This window comes from Oceanispirochaeta sp. M1 (assembly GCF_003346715.1).
In the GTDB taxonomy this organism is placed as follows: domain Bacteria; phylum Spirochaetota; class Spirochaetia; order DSM-2461; family DSM-2461; genus Oceanispirochaeta.
In genome coordinates this window covers 41,858-61,305 of the sequence record NZ_QQPQ01000010.1, presented here as the reverse complement: position 1 = coordinate 61,305, position 19,448 = coordinate 41,858, and the positions used below count along the sequence as shown (strand labels likewise).

The 19,448-nt window shown below is 43.0% G+C and carries 18 protein-coding genes; 8 read left to right on the top strand and 10 right to left on the bottom strand.

All coding sequences use genetic code 11. The features are described 5' to 3' along the window. Positions 1-2 precede the first annotated feature (2 nt). Both DV872_RS08840 and DV872_RS08835 read left to right on the top strand, forming a co-directional pair. Complete coding sequence (locus DV872_RS08840; protein WP_114629562.1) at positions 3-848, top strand: RnfABCDGE type electron transport complex subunit B; 846 nt, start codon at positions 3-5, stop codon at positions 846-848. 31 nt (positions 849-879) lie between these two features. Next, the gene (locus DV872_RS08835) at positions 880-2,877 is read left to right on the top strand and encodes an alpha-amylase/4-alpha-glucanotransferase domain-containing protein (protein ID WP_114629561.1); all 1,998 of its coding nucleotides are present in this window, start codon (positions 880-882) and stop codon (positions 2,875-2,877) included. A gap of 17 nt (positions 2,878-2,894) precedes the next feature. On the opposite strand, the gene DV872_RS08830 is transcribed toward DV872_RS08835, so the two are convergent. Next, a complete protein-coding gene (locus DV872_RS08830) occupies positions 2,895-4,151 on the bottom strand; it encodes a hypothetical protein (protein ID WP_114629560.1) in 1,257 nt (418 codons plus the stop codon). A 100-nt stretch (positions 4,152-4,251) separates the two neighbouring features. Here DV872_RS08830 and DV872_RS08825 point away from each other — a divergent pair, with 100 nt between their 5' ends. The 3 genes from DV872_RS08825 to DV872_RS08815 all read left to right on the top strand — a co-directional run bounded on the left by DV872_RS08825 (position 4,252) and on the right by DV872_RS08815 (position 8,066). Further along, the gene (locus DV872_RS08825) at positions 4,252-5,439 is read left to right on the top strand and encodes a flagellar motor switch protein FliG (protein ID WP_114629559.1); all 1,188 of its coding nucleotides are present in this window, start codon (positions 4,252-4,254) and stop codon (positions 5,437-5,439) included. Between the two features lie 98 nt (positions 5,440-5,537). After that, on the top strand, positions 5,538-7,325 hold the full coding sequence (locus DV872_RS08820; RefSeq protein WP_114629558.1) for an alanine--tRNA ligase: 1,788 nt from the start codon (positions 5,538-5,540) through the stop codon (positions 7,323-7,325). 105 nt (positions 7,326-7,430) lie between these two features. Beyond that, positions 7,431-8,066 carry a flavodoxin family protein gene (locus DV872_RS08815; protein WP_114629557.1) on the top strand — a complete coding sequence of 212 codons (636 nt, stop codon included), beginning with the start codon at positions 7,431-7,433 and terminating at the stop codon, positions 8,064-8,066. Between the two features lie 42 nt (positions 8,067-8,108). On the opposite strand, the gene DV872_RS08810 is transcribed toward DV872_RS08815, so the two are convergent. The 3 genes from DV872_RS08810 to DV872_RS08800 all read right to left on the bottom strand — a co-directional run bounded on the left by DV872_RS08810 (position 8,109) and on the right by DV872_RS08800 (position 12,051). After that, on the bottom strand, positions 8,109-9,755 hold the full coding sequence (locus tag DV872_RS08810) for a Na/Pi cotransporter family protein (protein WP_114629556.1): 1,647 nt from the start codon (positions 9,753-9,755) through the stop codon (positions 8,109-8,111). Between the two features lie 98 nt (positions 9,756-9,853). Next, positions 9,854-10,825 carry a mevalonate kinase gene (gene mvk, locus DV872_RS08805; protein WP_114629555.1) on the bottom strand — a complete coding sequence of 324 codons (972 nt, stop codon included), beginning with the start codon at positions 10,823-10,825 and terminating at the stop codon, positions 9,854-9,856. Further along, entirely contained in the window at positions 10,822-12,051 is a 1,230-nt protein-coding gene (locus DV872_RS08800; protein WP_114629554.1) for a DHH family phosphoesterase, read from the bottom strand. The genes mvk and DV872_RS08800 overlap by 4 nt, the downstream gene beginning before the upstream one ends. A gap of 139 nt (positions 12,052-12,190) precedes the next feature. Between DV872_RS08800 and DV872_RS08795 the strand changes: the two genes are divergently transcribed. The 3 genes from DV872_RS08795 (at position 12,191) to DV872_RS08785 (ending at position 15,123) form a co-directional block, all read left to right on the top strand. Beyond that, positions 12,191-12,991: a DeoR/GlpR family DNA-binding transcription regulator gene (locus DV872_RS08795; RefSeq protein WP_114629553.1), complete on the top strand. Its 801-nt coding sequence runs from the start codon at positions 12,191-12,193 to the stop codon at positions 12,989-12,991. 127 nt (positions 12,992-13,118) lie between these two features. Then, positions 13,119-13,439 carry an SEC-C metal-binding domain-containing protein gene (locus tag DV872_RS08790; protein ID WP_199563452.1) on the top strand — a complete coding sequence of 107 codons (321 nt, stop codon included), beginning with the start codon at positions 13,119-13,121 and terminating at the stop codon, positions 13,437-13,439. A 115-nt stretch (positions 13,440-13,554) separates the two neighbouring features. Beyond that, positions 13,555-15,123 carry a diguanylate cyclase gene (locus DV872_RS08785; protein ID WP_114629552.1) on the top strand — a complete coding sequence of 523 codons (1,569 nt, stop codon included), beginning with the start codon at positions 13,555-13,557 and terminating at the stop codon, positions 15,121-15,123. Between the two features lies 1 nt (position 15,124). Here DV872_RS08785 and DV872_RS08780 read toward each other — a convergent pair whose 3' ends face one another. The 6 genes from DV872_RS08780 to DV872_RS08755 form a co-directional block, all read right to left on the bottom strand. After that, entirely contained in the window at positions 15,125-15,487 is a 363-nt protein-coding gene (locus tag DV872_RS08780; protein ID WP_114629551.1) for a YccF domain-containing protein, read from the bottom strand. 47 nt (positions 15,488-15,534) lie between these two features. After that, a complete protein-coding gene (locus DV872_RS08775; protein ID WP_114629550.1) occupies positions 15,535-16,680 on the bottom strand; it encodes a tetratricopeptide repeat protein in 1,146 nt (381 codons plus the stop codon). Between the two features lie 26 nt (positions 16,681-16,706). After that, positions 16,707-17,039 carry a hypothetical protein gene (locus DV872_RS08770; RefSeq protein ID WP_114629549.1) on the bottom strand — a complete coding sequence of 111 codons (333 nt, stop codon included), beginning with the start codon at positions 17,037-17,039 and terminating at the stop codon, positions 16,707-16,709. A 67-nt stretch (positions 17,040-17,106) separates the two neighbouring features. After that, positions 17,107-17,685 carry an imidazoleglycerol-phosphate dehydratase HisB gene (hisB, locus tag DV872_RS08765; protein ID WP_114629548.1) on the bottom strand — a complete coding sequence of 193 codons (579 nt, stop codon included), beginning with the start codon at positions 17,683-17,685 and terminating at the stop codon, positions 17,107-17,109. A gap of 1 nt (position 17,686) precedes the next feature. Then, positions 17,687-18,304 carry an ATP phosphoribosyltransferase gene (gene hisG / locus DV872_RS08760; RefSeq protein ID WP_114629547.1) on the bottom strand — a complete coding sequence of 206 codons (618 nt, stop codon included), beginning with the start codon at positions 18,302-18,304 and terminating at the stop codon, positions 17,687-17,689. A gap of 3 nt (positions 18,305-18,307) precedes the next feature. Continuing rightward, complete coding sequence (locus DV872_RS08755) at positions 18,308-19,381, bottom strand: ATP phosphoribosyltransferase regulatory subunit (RefSeq protein WP_114629546.1); 1,074 nt, start codon at positions 19,379-19,381, stop codon at positions 18,308-18,310. Positions 19,382-19,448: the final 67 nt, after the last annotated feature.

Below are 19,448 nucleotides of genomic sequence, written 5' to 3'. Positions count from 1 at the left end.
AAATGGATCAAATATTAAGAATATTCTGGGGTTTCCTGTCCACAGTTCTTTTCGGAGGATTGCTGGGACTTGGATTGGCTGTAGCCTCCCGTAAACTGAAAGTAGAAAAAGATGAGACTGTAGAGGCCCTGGAAGGAGCTTTTCCCGGTCTGAACTGCGGCTCCTGCGGTTATGCAGGCTGCGCCGTTTATGCCGAAGCAGTGGCTAACGGCAGTGATAAAGATCTAACAAAATGTAAACCCGGCGGTTCTGCTTCTCTTGCTGAACTAGGGCGCATTATGGGTGTAGAGGTCGATACCAATGCTGTAAGAATGGTGGCCCGGGTGCACTGTATCGGCGGTAGTGATGTAGCTACACGCAGCTTCAAATATGATGGCATTTCCGATTGTAATGCCGCTACTGTACTTTTTAATGGCGATAAAGACTGTAAATACGGTTGTCTGGGCCTGGGCAGCTGTATTAATGTATGCCCGGTTAATGCCATATCCAAGACCGAAAACAGTCTTGTTGTTGTCAATCAGGATCTTTGTATCTCCTGCGGAAAATGCGTTGATATCTGTCCTACGGGTGTAATGAGAATGATTCCCGAGGATTCAGACTTCATTGTGGCCTGTAATTCACGGGATAAGGGTAAGATTACCAAGTCCAATTGTAAGGTCGGATGTATCGCCTGTAGGATCTGTGAGAAAAAATTTCCCGAAGCTGGATATAAAATTGAGGATAATTTATCTTTTCTGAGTTATGATGGTAGGGGCGAGGGCAGAGCAGATGCTGCTGAGAAGTGTCCTGCAAAATGTATTATCCCAAATAAAAGTGAGAAACCTGAAGAAGTGCCAAGTGCCGGTTGATCTCAACCGTGCCGGGGTATCGGCTCCATAAATGAAAAAAATTAAGCTGGTTTTTGGAACTAACAGTACACAAGCTCTAGATTTGCCTGAGCATCTTTATGAAGATGCTTATCAGAAGGCCTATAAACCCTTCCTGACGGCGGTGTATAATTTTCCGGAACTGGCTTTGACTCTACACTATTCCGGACCTCTCCTCTCCTGGCTGGAGAGGAGGCATCCTGAGTTCATTACTGTTCTCAGGGAGATGGTTGAACGGAAACAGGCTGAAATCCTCGGGGGAGGGTTCTATGAACCCATCCTTCCGCTTATTCCCTCCTCAGACAGGGTCGGTCAGATTGAAATGATGACCACCTTTATTAGAAAGAGTCTCGGAAAACGTTCCAGAGGCGCCTGGATTGCCAGGCAGATCTGGGACAATCAGATGTCTCATACTCTTAAGAGCTGCGGCATGGAATACACCTTCATGGATGAAACCCGCTTCATAGAGGCAGGAATCCGTGAATCCAGGTTGTTCAGGCCGGTTCTGACAGAAGAGCAGGGAAAGTCTATACAGGTATTCCCGTTGTGTAACCGGATTCAGGATATGATGTTTGTTAAAAGTCCTTCCGAGGTCATCGACGAATTACGGAATATAACAAAGGGGATGGGGCCTGATCCCATTATCTCCCTTATTCTTCCCGGAGAATCTCTTAACAGTGATTTAAGTGATGATACAGCAGTCTGTGATACCCCATGGCTGGAGGAGTTCTTCACTCAGCTTGAAGAGAACCGGGAATGGATCGAACTGAGTCTACCCGGCCGCATCGTTCGGAATCCCATGCCTCTGGATAAACGATATTTTTCCACAACAAGTTTTACAAATCTCATGGAGTGGAAAAAAGAAAATTATATCCCCTCTTCTGAGGAGACTGCGGGTAACTGTAATTACAGACATTTTCTGACTGTGTATCCGGAAAGTAATCTCCTTTATTCTAAAATGATGTATACCCAGATTCTGACCAACCAGGTCAGAGGAGATAGATACAAGAAAAAATCTGCCAAGGAAGAGCTTTGGAAAGGGCAGAACCATTCTCCCTACTGGCATGGACCTAATAAGGGTATTTACAATATTCAGCTTCGTCACAGTGCCTATCGTTTTCTGATTGAATCTGAGAAGACAACAAGAGAGAAGGGGATATTCATCCCCGCTCTGATGCCTATGGATTTTGATATGGACGGTCTGGACGAGTTTGTCTATCAGGGACATACTTTAAATGCCTACTGTCATCAGAAGGGCGGTTCCCTGATTGAACTGGATTACCTCCCTTCCAGCTGGAATTATCTGAATACCCTGAGCCGTCACAGAGATGGAGCGGGTAAAGGTAATCACAGAGATCGTTATCTACGTAAAGCTTTCCATGATCATTTCTTTGAGGAATTTGATCTGGATGGATTCAAAAATGGAACTTATGTAGAAGAGGGTGATTTTCTCAGCGGCTATTATGATGTTAAAACACATAACAGAGAGAAGCATTTTCTTGTTCTTCAACGAAATGGATCCCTGGACCGTAAAGGCCGGAAGCTGCCTGTCAAGATTAGAAAACAGTATGATTTCAAACGGAACAGCGTTGAGCTGCAGTATGATATAAGCAATATCGGCTATGAGAAAGTGACATATAAATTCGGCAGTGAGTTCAATCTTTCCCTGCCAAGTCCTGCAAGCTGTGAGTCAAAATTCTACTATATCAATGACAGAGAAGAGTTTCTGGAGATAAAGACTCAGCCCGCTGATATCAAAGGACTACAGATCCTGCAGGTACAGGATGTTATGAACAATACAACCATTCAGACCGAGTTTTCCATTCTCCCCGATCATTTCTGGTGTCTCCCTCTTGAAACTCCCTATACCGACGGTAAGGGCGGAGAAGAGCTTCTGTACCAGGGAACAACCTTTCTTCCCTCCTGGGAAATAACACTGTTTCCCGGAGAGAGCTGGTCGGTAGATATTAGTTTAAAAGTTGGAAAGAGCAGCGGTAAGGCATTCGCCTGAGTTATTTTCTGATATTACTATTCCAGATTCTCACTGACAGCAGCACGTTTTCGCTGTTCGTAGATACTGAATAGCCAGTTATTTGACTGATTATAGTACTTGCTTCGTGAAGAAAGAAAATCCATAAATGCATATTCAAGATTTCCCGTGAAATAGTTAGCCTGTCCCTTGTAGAAGAAAAGACGGCTTCTGATTTCAGTATCATAACTGCTTTTAAGCTGGGTCTCGCATCTTTCAAGAAGGGTGCTCCAGCTGCCGTTGTCCATTAGAGTTTTTACCCAGGCTGTTTCGGGTGGAGGCTGATAAGAGTAATCAACCGGCAGAAGCTCCGGCTGTTTCCATAGGGGTGTATGGACTGATTTTCCAAAATTAAGTCCCGCAAGAGCCAATTCTGTTTCCGCCGTAAGATCGACAGTGATTTCGGGGATTCCCGGGTTGGGAAGTTTAAGTCCGGTTTCAATATCCAAATTTACGTTCAGAAGAGGGAGAGGAACATGGCGGGAGGCGAACTGAAAACTGTGAGCTGCATCCGGTGACCACTCCTCCAGTGCTATGCTGACTGCGTAAACAGTGACGCTTCCGTCATAAAGCACAATTTTACTTCCTGATTCATAAAGAGCCTGATCCACAAGGGCATAGTAGAAGGGGATACCAGGTACTACATGGTCTTTTAGTTCAATCTTTTCGTTAACAAAAACCCTGACCTGTGTTGCCTCACTCAGATCTTCACGGTTTATAAGTTCTTTACTTGACCTGAAAAGGATATGTGGGCGGGAGTGATCTGTCGTTTCTGCGCTGATCAGGAGATCCTGGCTCTCAGGATATACGGTGAGTGAAGATATTCTGGCTGCCTTTTCTTCCTGTACTACAGTTTTTTCAGCAGCTACAGGCTCCATGGACATGTTTCTGTAAGGGATGAATACATCAAATATCTTTCCACCTTCCTCTGCGAGAATAAGAAAATAGCGTGGTTCTGAGTCTCCGGGGCTGTAGAGGTAGCTTCCGGTACCTTTTTGAACCGCAGCAACCATTTTGTCATAGATAAATCTGACTGGATCAAAGGGTTTCTTTGATTCATAGATCCGATAAACCGGATTGTTGAGGTTCAGTGAGTCTTTCCAGGTTAAAAGAACAGCGCTTCCTCTGGTCTCCACCTTCAGCTGAGAGACAAAGGGGGCAAAAACCTTGTTTTCTTCAGCCGTTGTCTGTGCCTGCAGAGTTAAACTCAGAGATAGTAGTACAATGATAAAAAGAAATTGTTTCGTATATTTCATAGTATTCTCAGTCATAATGATCGGCACATAGACCTTTAATCAGAACAAAAAAAGAAAGCCTGCCGTTGACCCACTGTCAGACTGCCTTTAATATAGATTTATGAAGTTTCCCCAGAAGGGCCTGGATGCCTACAAAGCCGAGAGTAAAAGATCCCTGGATTCCGGAAGTGATGAGGATAATGCGGCACTTAAAGTACTGAATTCTGAATCTCCCGGACTGCTTAAAACAGGTGATATAGCGCTTGAAACAGATCAAAAGCCGAATAACCCGGCTGTCTCAGACCGGAAGAGCGGCACTCCATCTTCGGGTACGGCCCAGGCTGCCCGATTCCTTCTCCTTTTAGGGAAGGATGAGGCCGGAAAAGTTCTCAGAAAGATGAGTGAGGCCGAGATAGAACAGGTAACAGCCGAAATCGCAAGGATCAAGGAGATTGGACGTGATGAAGCCGTTCAGATTCTCCAGACCTTCGGTGACAGGTTTAACCTCAAGGGAAACAGTACCGGCGGACTGGACCGTGCAAGATCATTTTTGATACAGGCATTCGGAGAGGAGAGGGCAGAGCAGTTTATTGCCAGAGCAGTGCCCGATACTGTGCCCCCTCCTTTTTCCTTCATGAATGATCTTTCTCTGCCCCAGATTCTTCAGCTTCTTAAAGAGGAACCCCCTGAAACATGCTCGGTGATTCTCTCGTTTCTTGACGCAGGAACTGTATCATCATATCTGAAGAGCTGTGATCCCGGTACACAGGTTACCCTCATAAGGCAGCTGGCAAGAAAAAGAGATATGAATCCTGAGGTTCTCAGCCGCATGGATACACTGCTGCAGGAGAAGGCTCACCGCATAGGAAAGTTTGAAGAAATTGTCATTGACGGACAGGACAGGCTGGCTGAAATTTTAAAGCATATGGATATGGGCGCTGAAAAACGGATCTTAGGCGACCTTGAAGAGGGCGATCCTGAACTGAGCCGGAGTATCAAGGATCAGCTTCATACAATCGATTGTATCTTTCAGATGCGGCCTCGGGATCTTCAGAGTCTTCTTCTTGAAATGGATAATGACAGAATTGCCTTTATACTCAGGGGAAAGGAAGATACGGTTGTAGATCAGATCCTCAATCATCTCTCTTCCCAGCGCAAACTTATCGTGGAGGAGACTCTGATTCTTTCTCCCAGGGTATCCAGGAAAGAGGTGGAGAAGGAGACCAGAGAGTTTCTGAATCTGATCCGTAAAAGAGAAGAGGAGGGAGTCTATGTCCTCCTGGGCAGGGATGAGGACGAGTATATTTAAAGCACAGTGGTTTTTTATGGTTAACAGCCTATTCATGAGGCCTTAAATTCTATCCAGACTCTTGTCTTTCTGAGCCTCCCTATACTATTATCATCTCTATGACTGGTAACGAACTAAGAAAAAAATACATCGACTTTTTTGTATCAAGAAATCATAAAGAAATATCGGGACAATCTCTGATTCCCGAGAATGATCCCACCGTCCTTTTTACGACTGCGGGAATGCACCCTCTGGTTCCCTATCTTCAGGGACAGCCCCATCCGGCCGGAAAACGTCTTACAAACTATCAGAAATGTATCCGTACCGGAGACATCGAAGCTGTAGGAGACCCTTCTCACCTGACATTTTTTGAAATGCTGGGCAACTGGTCTCTGGGGGACTACTTCAAGGAAGAAGCCCTGAGCATGAGCTGGGAATTCCTTACATCCAAAGAATATCTCGGACTGGACAAAGAAAGACTCTCTGTCACCGTATTTGCGGGTGATGATGAAGTTCCCCGTGATAATGAAGCTGCCGATATCTGGAGAGCTCAGGGAGTTCCTGAAAGCAGGATTTACTTCCTTCCAAGAGAAGACAACTGGTGGGGACCCGCCGGTAACACAGGACCCTGTGGTCCTGACAGTGAAATGTTCTACGACACCGGAAAAGAAGCCTGTGGAGACGACTGTAAACCCGGTTGTCACTGTGGTAAGTACTTTGAAATCTGGAATGACGTTTTCATGCAGTATAACAAGACCGAAGACGGGTTGTATGAGAAACTGGATGCTCCCTGTGTTGATACAGGAATGGGTATCGAGCGTACTGCCACCATGCTGCAGGGTAAGAACTCTGTATACCAGACCGAACTTTTCATACCTATTATCGCCAAAGTTGAAGAACTGACGGGTAAACACTATGGGGATGATGAGGATGTAGATATTTCCATTCGAATTATTTCCGACCACTGTAAGTCAGCTACTATGATTATCGGTGATCCCAGAGGAGCCAAGCCCTCCAACCTGGGACAGGGCTACATCCTTCGCCGTCTTATCAGACGTGCCGTGCGTCACGGAAGAAAGCTGGGTATAACAGAAAACTTCCTGGGCCAGGTAAGTCAGGTTGCCATAGATATGTATAAAGATGTCTATACAGAGCTGGCTGACAGTGGCGCAATGATTTTAAATGAGCTTGAACTGGAAGAGAAACAGTTCAGTACAACTCTGAAAAAGGGTGAGCATGAGTTTGAAAAGATTCTCCCCAACCTGTTGAAAAACCCCAGGAAGGAGATTCCCGGACGTCTGGCATTCAAACTTTACGATACATTCGGATTTCCCCTTGAGCTGACAGAAGAGCTGGCCTCAGAACACGGTATGACCGTAGACCGCGACGGATTTGAAGCAGCATTCAAAAAACATCAGGAAGCCTCCAAGAAGGGTGCTGACAAGATCTTCAAGGGAGGTCTTGCAGATCATTCCGAGATGACCACACGTTATCACACAGCCACTCACATGCTTCATGAAGCCCTTAAGCGCGTACTGGGAGACCATGTCGAGCAGAAGGGAAGTAATATCACCGAAGAGCGTCTGAGATTCGACTTCTCTCATCCTGAGAAGATGACTACCCAAGAGCTTAAAGAGGTTGAAGATCTTGTAAATGCCGAGATTCAGAAGAGTCAGGCAGTCTCCATGAAGACAATGACTGTGGAAGAAGCCAGGGAGCAGGGTGCCAGAGCACTGTTCTCATCTAAATACGGAGAGCAGGTCAAGGTATACTTTATCGGTGACTACTCCATTGAAGTCTGCGGCGGACCCCATATTGAAAACACTTCCGAGCTCGGTAAGTTTGTGATCAAGAAAGAGCAGTCCTCTTCCAGAGGAGTCCGGCGGATCAAGGCTGTACTGCAGTAAGCAGAGCAGCTGAGAAGCCAGTTCTTTTTTCCTTAATATAATTTATCCTGCTCAGCCCATGAGGCGGGCAGGATTTTTTTTCTATTTTTAACAGAGGTATTTTATATGAAAGTAATAGCTATTAATGGAAGTCCCAAAAAAGATGGTAATACAGCACAGGCAATGAAGCTGGTATGCGATGAGCTGGAAGCTGCAGGTATTGAGACAGAAATCATATGTATTGGAAATAAACTGATCCGCGGCTGTATGGGCTGTGGAAAGTGTTTTAAAAATAGAGATGAGAAGTGTATCTTCGGTGAAGACGGGGTCAATGATATCATTCAGAAGATGAAGGATGCCGATGGCATCCTTCTGGGTTCTCCGGTCCATTATTCCGGTGTCTCCGGGGCCATGAAATCATTTCTGGACAGGGCATTTTATGTCTCCGATGCTAATAGAGGACTTTTTGCCCGAAAAGTGGGTGCCTCTGTAGCCGCTGTCCGGCGTTCCGGAGGAATCACAACTATAGACCAGCTTAATAGGTACCTGAGCTATTCAGAGATGCTGATCTCCAGTTCAAATTACTGGACAGTCATACATGGTACCATGCCCGGTGAAGTCCTTCAGGATGAAGAGGGTATTCAGATTGTGCGGATACTAGGAAAGAATATGGCCTGGCTGCTCAATCTTGTAGAAAATGGTAAGGGAGCTGTGACAGCCCCGGAGATGGAAAAGAAGACTATGACGAATTTTATCCGCTGACAGAGAGGATCGGGGAGCCGGTTTCCGGCTTTTCCCATTCTCCTAATGAATAAGCTTCAGTCTATTTGCGATATAGGCTATATGACTATTTATCTGTGCAAAATAGGAGATAAGATCCAGGTGAACCGAAGAGGTGGCAATCGATTCGGATTGGCCTCTATATAAACGCTCTATGTGCAGTTTCTTGTATTTTTCTTCCTCTTTCTTTTTATGTGAGTCCAGAACAAGCTTCGCCTGATCCATATCATCATTCTTCAATGCATTTGACAGATTTCCAAAATTTCTGTTAACACGGTAAAGAAGATGCTCCAGCTCATGAAAACCCTCTTCTGAAAAGATAAGATTCTGTTCAATTTTCTTTGCGGTTAGACTCATAATATTTTTGTCTATTACGTCACCGATTGATTCCAGCTCATTCTGAATATACATATAATTCATACACAGTTCTGATTCCTTTTCCGTCAATTCCTCCTGAGACAGTTCGGCAAGAAAAGGAATAATTGCTTTATGCAGTGTATCCACCTTGGAATCCAGTTCACTGACTCTTTCAAAAATTGTGGAATCTTTTGATCTGAAGGCTGTTTTCATCTCAAGTATCATTGTCTGGATTAGATCTGATACACGTATTATCTCTTTCTTTGTCATGAGAAGTGAGAGTTCAATACTGTTGCTGATAAGATTTGTTTTTATATATTTGACGCCAAAGGGCTTGGGGGACTCTCTTTCGGGAAAGAGCTTATTAAAGAGACGGAGTATGAACCTCAGGTTGGGGAAAACAATTATATGATTGATAATCGGCATAAAGGTAAAACCCATGGCAATCTGGCGTGCCAGACTTTCGGTTCCCAGTATATTGGAAGTAAACCACTTGATTCCCCATATATACAACCTCTCCCCATGGAAGGGGATTGATAATAGTATAAAGACCCATAGGGTACCTATCAGCTGGAACATTATATGGATATACGCCGCTCTTTTTGCATCCCAGTTCAGGGTCATACTCCCAAGAACTGCGGTAATACATGTTCCCACTGCTGCTCCAAGATTGATTGGAATTGCCTGTTCAAGAGAGATGGTTCCGGAAAGGGCCATTGCTATTGTTATACTTGTAGTTGCCCCTGATGACTGTATGATCATAGTGAATACCAGGCCCAGCAGCATTCCAAGAACCGGAGTTTCGATATTTTTCATCAGACTAATAAAGGGTTCATAAGTCCTTAGTGGTTTCAAGGATGATGACATCATATCCATTCCAAGAAAAAGAAGACCGAAGGTGAAAACTGTAAGAGATATATGACGTTTTCTTTTTGTCCTGGCAGTAATAAGCATTATAAAGCCGATAAAAACGATGAGTGTTGAGAACTTGGTAATTGAAGGAAAGGCTATCAACTGTGGAAGAAAAGTGGATCCCAGTTCAGCTCCCAGTGTAACAGCGAGGCTTTGTTGAAATGTCAAAAGACCTGCGCCTACCAGAGCGGCTTCCAGAACTGTTGTGGCAGAGGAGGATTGGTTGATAATTGTAATTCCCAGGCCGGTCAGATATCCCCGGGCAGGCCCCTTCGTCAGAGTCATCATTATGGATTTCATTCTGCCGCCGGCAATGGATGTCAGGTGCTTATTCATCTCCATCATGCCGAATAGAAAAATCGCCAGCCCTCCGACCAGGGAAAATAGATTCCAAATACTCATAGAATCACTCCAAAACTGATTGATTTTCAAAAAATAGTGCAGCCCGCCTCTCTTTTAAGGTGACTGCACTATTTAATTATATATACTGTATTGTAATACTATTTAAGAATCTGAAACTTGGTTTCATCCGTTGGAGTTCCACCAATAGTGGCTCTGATTGTGGCGATCCCTTCTGATTCAAACTGAGCCGCCACCTTTTCCTGAAGTTCTTTTCCGGGTGTCAGGGCAACCATATATCCACCACGGCCTCCGCCTGTCACTTTGGCTCCATATGCTCCAAGGGAAACTGCCTTATCACAGAGATAGATAAGCTTCTCATGAGACAGCCCCATCTCTATCAGGATCTTATGGTTTTTATTCATAATGCTGCCTGTTTCTTTCAAATCATCCCTGGATAGAGCCTTACCCAGTTCTTCAACCTGTGACTTAATTGTATCAAGACGTCCATTGAAGAGCTCTGAATCTTCCTTTTCCTGTTCTTCAAGAAATCCCTTCAAGGAGGCAGTATTTGCAGTGACACCACTGTTTCCCAATACAATTTCTATGGGCTTGGAAAGGTTTATCCTCTCAAACTGTTTCACATCATCCTTGATTCGGTATTTTATCACACCCCCATAGGACGAAACTGTATTATCCAAACCACTGGGTAAGCCGTGATATCCGAATTCACCTTCCCAGGCAACATGATTGATATCAAGGATGTCCATGTTCAAGGCGAATTCCTTATTACATGCCCGGGCAAAAGAGACACAGATCGCAGCACTTGCACCAACTCCACTGCCTGCCAGCAAATCTCCCTCTACTGATATTTTAATCGGATTATTCTCAAGATCGAGTTCCATGACTTCGACCATTCTATCAAAGGAAGCACGGCAGTCTTTTTCTTTAGCTTTTTTATACCCGGGAACTTCAATTCTTTTATCATCAAGAATCCAACCGGACCCCGTTTTCAGGCGTTCTACTGTACATTCTGTTTCAAAGGGAATCGCTGCCAGTATTGCAGGGACCTCCCATAGGACAAACTGATCTCCAATTAAAATTGTTTTACCAAATCCTTTTCCAGTACTCATATTTCTTCATCCTTATTTGTTAGTATTTTTTCCATTTCTTTTATAAGTTGTTCTTCCTGTCCAATTTTTACAGTGGTTGCCGCCGATAGTCCATGACAGGCATCTGAGAAGCCATCCAGAATTTCTGTTGCTTCCGGAAGAAAGCTGTTCAATCCGGGAATCAGACCGGATCTGATCTTCTCTGTGAGATTTCGGGAGACTCTCATTGAAATCTTTGTCGAGTTGAAATTGATAGTACCAAAACCGGGTACAATATCAGGAACGTTCTGAAATCCTGCGATATATTTTGATTGATCCAAAAAATCCATATCCTTGATATGAGTACAGAATACTCCTATCATTTTTACACCCATCGGGTTGAATCGATCCTCTACGTTAAACCATTGAATATGGTCAGTTGTACGAATATTCTTTTGTAGATTTTCTATTTCACTGCTGAATATGGCTTCTTTTTTATTCAGCAGTGAAATCATGTAATCAATATTTTCAGAATCCAATCCGGATTGACAGATATCAATGCCCCTGGATGGTCCATCACTATAATAGCCGACGCCTCCGAGTGTATCCAGAATATTACAGATTTCTTCTGCAGGATATTCTTTTTCACCAAGTGTAATGAAATACTCTTCACCCCGCTCTGATTTTACAACTCGTATCAATTTTTTCTTAAGCGCTTTATTCAGTACCTCTCTATTGATTCCGGAAAGACATCCATCGACTAAAAATCCGTCTCCCACTGCTCCGAGTACTCCCAGATGAGGGTATGAGTTTCCCTCTATTCCAAGGCTTTGCAGAAGGACCTCGGCGAATAAACTGCAGGTAGCTGAGGCGGAAATATCCCTGTCACCTTTTAAGCCGTATAACTCTCCGTCCAGGTTGAAAACAGATTCATCATCCACTTTCTCTGCGGGATGATGGTCCAGGATGATCACCAGGTTCTTTCCATTGTTTAATTCAGATATCAATGGAGCAATCTTTCCGGCAAAATCGGTAAATACTATGATCTGATCCTTTTTTTTCAGAATTATTTCCAGTACCTCCGGATAGGGTTTTTCCAATGAAAACCTGGATATTCCGTAGCCGATCTGGTCAAAAGCATTCAGTAAAATTGTACCCGAGCTCAATCCGTCTGTATCATTATGATGAAAAAGAGTCACATTTCTGGATTCATTATTCTTTAATGAGGAAATTGCTGCTTCCATTGCATTACGTAAATCTTTAATCATCGATAGTCTCCAAATCAGCCTTCAAAATCAACAACGTGAATGATATCGATCATTATAGTACCGTGAAATGATCGAATGCAACCATTATTTGTATGATTTGAATATTGATTCCCAGACTCAGTAAGAATATAATGTTTTTATGAAAGATAACGATCAGCTAAAGCAGCTTCAGTCTCAGGCAACAAGGCAAAAAAGAATAATTGAGTTAATTCAGAGAGATGGACATGTCCGGGTTCTGGATCTAAGTAAATCTCTGAATGTTTCGGAGATTACAATTCGTAGAGATCTGGCCTTGCTTGAAAAGAAAAATTTACTGGAAAGAACTCATGGAGGTGCAATAACTACAAAACGGATATATAAAGAGGTCAATTATAACAGCAGATCCGATCAGGAATTAGAAAATAAAGATTCCATAGCAAAACTTGCGGCTGGTCTTATCAATGATGGTGATACTGTTTTTATTAATGGAGGTTCAACTACCTTTCATATTTTCAGATATATCAACAAAAAGAACATTAAAGTAGTTACCACAAATGTCGGCTGCATTGGACAGATTGAGAATCCGGATATTGAACTGATATTAGCTGGAGGACTCTATCATCCTTTGTCAAAATCATTTTATGGTGGATTCACCAATGATATATTAAATCAGGTTAATGCCAATAAGGCTATTCTTGGTGTTCATGGCATAAGCTGTCTTTATGGTTTAACAACACCCATGCAGCATGCAGCTGATACAAGCAGATTGATGATGAACAGAACAAGAGGGGATATCATTGTTGTTGCTGATCATCGGAAGATCGGTCTGGTCTCGGATTACGTTACTGCCCCTGTTAATAGAATCACTACACTCATAACAGACTGGTTTCTGGATAAAGAGTATATAAAGGATTTTGAAGAGCAGGGGATTACTGTTATTCAGACAAATGCCCTCGACTGACTGGCGGCATTTCTGTTTGCCCGGGGAAGCCTTTTCCCCGGTTTCCTGTAATTCTCCGGCACCAACGTTATCTTCTCCTCTGATAGTGTATAATTGGTGGATAAAATACTTTAAAAGAAGGTGTCTAATGGAAGAATCAGATTTTCACAAGCGGTTGAAAAATACAGGACGGAACGATCTGTGTCTCTGCGGTTCAGGTAAGAAGTACAAAAAATGCCATCTGAACGAAGATAAAAGCTTGGAACATGAAGAGTTTAAGAAACGGGAAGAGGAATTGAAGGCCGAAGAACATAAGGCTTCCGAACTTGAAAAAGAGAATCCCGAAGCAAATGATTCTTCAGCCAAAAAGAAGGTGAAAATTGACAACTCCTTTAAATCACCCGCCTCAAAGGCACGTGGAGTGAAAGGGATCAAATCAACCAGTATTCCCCGCAGACCTGCAAACTGACTTTCTATCTCAATATCTTTACGGAGTTTAATTCACAATTCTGATGAAATTGAATTAAAATAGAATTAAGAGGAATGAAATTCTGAAGATATGTTGATAGGAGTTTACTTTAAGAATGGAGAATTATCTGAAAAAAATAAAAGTGCGACGTTTTTTCTACACAGCATTTTTATTAATTCTCATTTTACAGTCTTTCTATTTTTCATTCCTCTATCTTTCAAATTTAAAGAGAAGCTATAGCGAAAGGGTCGATCAGATTCAGGCTGATATTCTCAATGAGAAAAAAATCCAGGTTAAAGTAATAGTCGAAGCGAAACTCACAGAGATTATTCAATCTGAGAAATTTATGATACATCAGTATGATGATAAGGCAAAAGTATTAGGTACTGCTATTTCCACTTACTTTGAGAGGGGGATTCCTGTTGAAAATATTTCGGAGAACCTGGGGTGGTTTCCTTCAGATATCTGGAGTTATCAGATTATTGATAATGAACTGGAGATAGTTCTTCACAGCTCTTATGCAACGGATGAGAAGACGATAAATCAGGGGGAATGGATTACCTCTTATAGCACACGAGTATCAGATAGATATGAAATAATTGTTTTTCTTACCCCCTCTGTATTTAATGAGATATTTATTCAGCAGGTTCGTTCAACTATATATGCCGCCCAGCTGCCTGAAGGTGGTTATATCTGGATTAATAATATTCTCAATTATGATGGTGGTCAAGATTATGCTATCCGTCTTATTCATCCAAATCTACCCGAAACAGAAGGATCATTCCTGTCTACAGAATCAAAGGATATAAAAGGTAATCCCTTTTATCTTACGGAACTGGAGGGGATCAGAGATTCGGGGGAGATATTTAACGAATATTACTTTAAAAAATTGGATTCTGACTTAATCATCCGGAAATTAAGCTATGCAAAACTCTATAAGAAATATAACTGGGTGATTGCTACAGGGATTAGTCTGAATGATTTAGATAACTCGATTTATCTGGAAAAGCTGAAGATGGATGATAAGTTTAAAAGAAGAATTATCGAATTTATTATTATCAGTATGGCCTCGATAATCCTATCAATAGGAATCATAATAATTTTTGAAAAGAAAATATCAAAATTGATTAACCGCTATTCAGAAAAATTAAAGGATGAAAAGGATAAACTGACTCTTGCCTATAATCAGCTGAAAGAAATTGCCTATCTGGATAGTCTTACAGGTCTTGTAAATCGTAGAGCCATGTTTCAACATTTGGAGAAGGAACTATCTCTGTATAAAAGAGAACAGCGCGATTTCTGTATTATTTTATCAGACGTTGACAAGTTTAAAACTGTCAATGACCGTTATGGTCATAACAGCGGGGATTATATTTTACATGAACTGGCAATCATCATGAAAGAGAATGTAAGAGAGGAAGATGTCGTCTCCCGTTGGGGTGGGGAAGAGTTTCTAATTCTCATCAGCGGGGGCACTCTGGAGAAGGGAGCTCTTGTTGCCGAAAAATTGCGTAAAGCCATTGAAGAGCATTCATTCCAGGCTGATGAAATATTTATTCCTGTTACGCTGACCTTTGGAGTCAGTTCATCAAAGAAAAATCAGGATTTGAAAGATCTAATTCGCGAAGCGGATGAGAAGCTGTATAAGGGTAAACGTTCTACCAGAAATTGTGTTGTATCATAGATTATCTTATCTCTGCCCCGAAGGGGATCAGAGCGAGTCCGGCCAGTTTGAAATGCTGTTTTCCGAAAGGGATTCCTATTATGGATAATGTAAATATGACTCCCCAGAATATGTGTCCCAGGCAGAGTTCCCAGCCCAGGAAAATAATCCAGAGTATATTGCCAAGTGCCCCACCCAGACCGAATTTCCCCAGTGTCACTTCTTTTCCAAAGGGTGCAAGAACAAGACCTGCAGTTTTAAAGCATTGAAGGCCGAAGGGAATACCGATTATGGTGACACAGCAGAGTAGACCGGCGGCAAGCCAGGCCGCTGCACTCAATAGACCGCCAAGAATAATCCAGATAATATTGCCCAGTACATTCATCGTTTAATCCTGTGATATTATTTATTAAAGGGTTGATTCTGAAGGTATCAGAGTTTTTCCTTGAGCTCCATCATTTTGTCGATAACTCTGTTGTTGCGTATACCCATCTTCAAAAACTGTGACAGCATATCCAGGGCCTCTTCCACATCACCCTGACGTTCATAACTCTCCGCCGCCTCCAGGTAGAGGCGGTAATTTCTCGGGTCATTGCTGATCAGGTCTTTGAGAGACGTTATGGCATCCTGATAGTTACCCTTCTCTTTATTGATCAGGGCCAGTCCCAGAATTGCATAGGTATCAAACTCAATATTCAGAGCCTTCTTGTAGTACTCTTCCGCATTATCGTCTTCACCGATGTTTCTGTAGGCATCTCCTGCTCTTGTGAGGATAACCTTGTTTCTCTTGTCCAGATCCAGAATCTTATTCCAGTAGACAAGAGATTTTTCCTGCTGGTTCAAACCGCGGTAACAGTCTGCCAGGCCGAATAGAGCATAGAAGTTATTGGGCTGGTTTTTAAGAGCCTCCAGAAAATAGGGGACTCCTTCATCAAAAGTTTTAAGCTTTCTATGACAGTTGCCAAGGGAGGTCAGAACTCTGATATCCACATGTCCTCTGTTTATTTCCAGCATTCTCTCCCAGTAGTGGAGGGCGTCTTTATACTCTTTGAAGTCATAGTAGAGATGTCCCAGACCGATTATGGCATAGGAGTTGTTCTCTTCCATAGTCAGAACTTTCTGGTAAAGCTCAAAGGAGCGTTTGAAATTGCGTACTTTTCTGTAAGCGTCGGCGATTCTGGTAAGGACTGTGATATTTTTGTCATCATGGAGCAGATATTCTTCCCAGATGTCGATGGCTCTATTGTATTGATTCATGGCTTTATAACAGTCTGCCAGGCCGAAGAGAGCATAGTTATTTCCAGGGTGTGAATCAAGGCAACGCTGATAGTAAACTACCGATTCTTTGAATTTGCGTTCTTTTCTGAAGCAGTCGCCCATACCTACAAGGGCGTAATTATTGTCTACATCCAGAGACAGTATCTTGTCAAAGGCTTCCCGTGCTCGTTCAGTCAGACTCTCTTTTAGAAGCTGGTAACCCTGTTTAGAGAGTTCTGAAATCTGGTTAAGAGTTTCCTCTCCCGGTTCTTCTGATAAACCCTTGGTTAATTCGTCCAAACTCAGCTTATCTTGTGACATTTTTTAATTCCTTAAATAACTATTTATTAATTAGTTTCCAGCCATCCACGGACAATGTAAGCCATTTTTTCCACTATCATATTAACTTTATCCTGTGCAGGAGCCGCTTTATACATCCGCAATGCCTCAAGAGTACGATTGTGGCTGTAGTAGTAATCTCCTACCCGGATAAGGCCGTCAGTGTAAGCGATGGTAACAAAAATCTTTCCGGCTGTCTCAATGTCTCCCTCATTGAAAAGCTGATTCCCCTTTCGCATAAGAATCACTTTCCGTTCGGGAGTGAGAGGAATTCCACCGGTTTCCGGGACCTTTATAAATCCATCTTCCGGTATCAAATCAAGAATTTCCTGTCTCTTCATTGTGATACCACCATTATAAGGTCAAAAACAACAGTTTTCAATAAAAAGTGAACAATAACTTGCTTAATTAGATTATTCCTTTTGTGGACATGCCTTCTGATTTACCTTCTGCCGGACGGTATGCTGTAAATAGGGCCCGGCCAAGAGCCTTGAAAAGAGCTTCGGCCATATGATGGGAGTTGTCCCCGTAACGGCACAGAGCATGAATATTAAGCCCGGCTCTGTTGGCCAGAGCCTGGAGGAATTCTTTAATCAGGAAGAAGTCAAAGTTTCCTGCACTCTCCTGAGGCCAGTCCGCCTGAAGAACCAGATAGGGACGTCTGCAGACATCAACAACCACTTCCGAGAGAGAGTCATCCATGGGGATGACAGAGCTGCCGTAACGTTTAACGGCTCCGGTCTCTTCAAAACACTGCATCAGGGCATCACCCAGAACCAGTCCTGTATCTTCAATCAGATGGTGAGGATCTACTTCTATATCACCTTTGGCTTCTACATTGAGTGTAAAACCACCATGAAAGGCCATGGCATTGAGCATGTGGTCAAAGAAGGGGAGTCCCGTATTTACCGAGACTGCAGGACCCTTATGCATGTCCAGTTCCAGGTGGATCGAAGTTTCCTTTGTTTCTCTGTTGATTCTGACCATTTCAGTCCTCCCTGATCTGCTCTATGAATTTATTTATCGCCTTGAAGTGAATCTTGTAATAAGCGGGGTTGGCAATAAGGTGTACTTTGATATCGTGCAGTTTCTGAAATACCTCAAGATTATTTGCTTTCAGTGTGCTTCCAGTCTCTACCAGGTCCACAATACAGGGAGCCAGTCCGAGGACAGGAGCCAGTTCTACACTACCGTTCAGTTTAATTATTTTAACGGGAATTCCCTGATCATGAAAATATTGTCTAGTCATCTCTGTATAACTTGTAGCTATTGTCAGAGGACCGTTAAGTTTATCTAAGGAGAAATCCTTCAGTCCCGCAAGGCTTAAAGATGTGCCGCCGAAAGAGAAGGGAAGGAGTTTATGAAAATGGTGTCCTGATTCGAGAATAACATCTTCACCGCAGATACCCATACCGGCAATACCGTGGGCAACATAGGTGGGAAGGTCGCTGTTTTTTACAAGGTAGATCTTGAGATTCTCTTCTTTGTCGTAGGCTACAAGTTTTCGGTGTTCAAATTTAAAATATATACCTTTTGTTTCAAAGTGCCTCTGTACTCTGTCATAGAGACGTCCCTTGGGCAGGGCTATTGTCAATGGGGTACTCATTTTCTATCCTTTCCTTGCGGTCTTCAGTTTTTCTGAGGCTGGTTTCGATTCATCGCTGATGCTGCCTGGAAAATTGGCTATATCAATGGCACTCAGCTTTTCCAGTTTTCTCAGAAAGAGTGAAAAACCTACTGATGATGCGGGCTTTCCTCCGCTGTATCCGAAGTGATCCAGCAGACCGTCATAACGTCCGCCTGACGCAACAGCTGTTCCGCTTCCCTCAGTATAGGCATTGAATACGATTCCGGCATAATAGGCCTGGTCACCGGTTTCTGAAAGATCAATATTGAAGAGTTCATCAAAACCTTCTATTTCACTCCAGCCTTCACAGATGGATTTAAGGTGTTCCAGGGGTTCTTTGATGGCACCTTCCATCAGGTTTTCCCATTTACCTGCATTTTCCATGAATTCATCGGCAGATCCGATGAAGAGGAGAAGCTTGCTCAGTTCCAGAGCAACTTCTTTTTTATAGACCCGTCCCAGGGTCTTTCGGATCTCTTTTTCTTCTCTTGTCTGCAGGTACTTTGTAAGCAGCACATCCCCTTCGGGAGTCAGGGATCCGGCAATGGTTTTGAATACTTCTGTTGAGCCTACGTGAATGCGGCTTTCAGGAAGTTTCAGGCTTTTCATAAGTTCTGCCAGGAGAAAAAGAATCTCCAGATCTCCCTCTCTACCCGGTTTTCCTATCAGTTCGCATCCTGCCTGAAAAAACTCATGGCTGCTGATGTCTTCATGATTCTGATAACGGAGTATGGAATCGGAATAATAAACTCTCAGGGGCAGTTCCTCTTCTTTGAGGATCATACCCATCTGACGAGCCAGAAAAAGAGTTATATCGGAGCGGAGCATCAGAAGATCTCCCTCCCTGTCTATCAGCTTATAACTCTGCTCTTCGAGCTTGCTGTCCAGCAGACTTCTGTAATTATCATAGAAATCGAATACAGGTGTCTGTACCGGTAGATATCCCCAGCCCTCGCACATATCTTCCATATGCCTCAGGATCTTCCGATGTCTGAATGTTTCTTCCAGATAAAGAGATTCAGTTCCCTGTGGAATCCTCAGCAGATTATTCTTCATTTACTTACTCCAAAGTGTTATGCGGCCAGTATAGTATAAAAAAGCAAATTGAAAAAACCCCAATTTA